The sequence below is a fragment of the Vibrio sp. TRT 21S02 genome (assembly GCF_050113675.1).
Lineage (GTDB): Bacteria > Pseudomonadota > Gammaproteobacteria > Enterobacterales > Vibrionaceae > Vibrio.
On record NZ_JBNJOI010000057.1, the window covers coordinates 1 to 1,659 of the forward strand.

General features: G+C 52.6%; 1 rRNA gene. It reads right to left on the reverse strand.

The window, feature by feature from the left end:
• Nucleotides 1–38 precede the first annotated feature (38 nt).
• A 16S ribosomal RNA gene (locus tag ACQEXU_RS21900) occupies nt 39–1,590 on the reverse strand.
• Between the last annotated feature and the right edge of the window lie 69 nt (nt 1,591–1,659).

Below are 1,659 nucleotides of genomic sequence, written 5' to 3' on the forward strand. Positions count from 1 at the left end.
ATCAATCTGTGTGAACACTCATCGCAATAATCATCGTATAAGGAGGTGATCCAGCGCCAGGTTCCCCTAGCGCTACCTTGTTACGACTTCACCCCAGTCATGAACCACAAAGTGGTGAGCGTCCCCCCGAAGGTTAAACTACCCACTTCTTTTGCAGCCCACTCCCATGGTGTGACGGGCGGTGTGTACAAGGCCCGGGAACGTATTCACCGTGGCATTCTGATCCACGATTACTAGCGATTCCGACTTCATGGAGTCGAGTTGCAGACTCCAATCCGGACTACGACGCACTTTTTGGGATTCGCTCACTCTCGCAAGTTGGCTGCCCTCTGTATGCGCCATTGTAGCACGTGTGTAGCCCTACTCGTAAGGGCCATGATGACTTGACGTCGTCCCCACCTTCCTCCGGTTTATCACCGGCAGTCTCCCTGGAGTTCCCACCCGAAGTGCTGGCAAACAAGGATAAGGGTTGCGCTCGTTGCGGGACTTAACCCAACATTTCACAACACGAGCTGACGACAGCCATGCAGCACCTGTCTTACAGTTCCCGAAGGCACACCTGCGTCTCCGCTGGCTTCTGTAGATGTCAAGAGTAGGTAAGGTTCTTCGCGTTGCATCGAATTAAACCACATGCTCCACCGCTTGTGCGGGCCCCCGTCAATTCATTTGAGTTTTAATCTTGCGACCGTACTCCCCAGGCGGTCTACTTAACGCGTTAGCTCCGAAAGCCACGGCTCAAGGCCACAACCTCCAAGTAGACATCGTTTACGGCGTGGACTACCAGGGTATCTAATCCTGTTTGCTCCCCACGCTTTCGCATCTGAGTGTCAGTATCTGTCCAGGGGGCCGCCTTCGCCACCGGTATTCCTTCAGATCTCTACGCATTTCACCGCTACACCTGAAATTCTACCCCCCTCTACAGTACTCTAGTCTGCCAGTTTCAAATGCTATTCCGAGGTTGAGCCCCGGGCTTTCACATCTGACTTAACAAACCACCTGCATGCGCTTTACGCCCAGTAATTCCGATTAACGCTCGCACCCTCCGTATTACCGCGGCTGCTGGCACGGAGTTAGCCGGTGCTTCTTCTGTCGCTAACGTCAAATAATGCAGCTATTAACTACACTACCTTCCTCACGACTGAAAGTGCTTTACAACCCGAAGGCCTTCTTCACACACGCGGCATGGCTGCATCAGGCTTGCGCCCATTGTGCAATATTCCCCACTGCTGCCTCCCGTAGGAGTCTGGACCGTGTCTCAGTTCCAGTGTGGCTGATCATCCTCTCAGACCAGCTAGGGATCGTCGCCTTGGTGAGCCATTACCTCACCAACTAGCTAATCCCACCTAGGCATATCCTGACGCGAGAGGCCCGAAGGTCCCCCTCTTTGAGCCGAAGCTATTATGCGGTATTAGCCATCGTTTCCAATGGTTATCCCCCACATCAGGGCAATTTCCTAGGCATTACTCACCCGTCCGCCGCTCGACGCCGTTATCGTTCCCCGAAGGTTCAGATAACTCGTTTCCGCTCGACTTGCATGTGTTAGGCCTGCCGCCAGCGTTCAATCTGAGCCATGATCAAACTCTTCAATTTAAGATTTTGTCGGCTCAATGAATACTGAACATTACATAAGTAATGTTTGAATTGACTGTGCTGAATCTT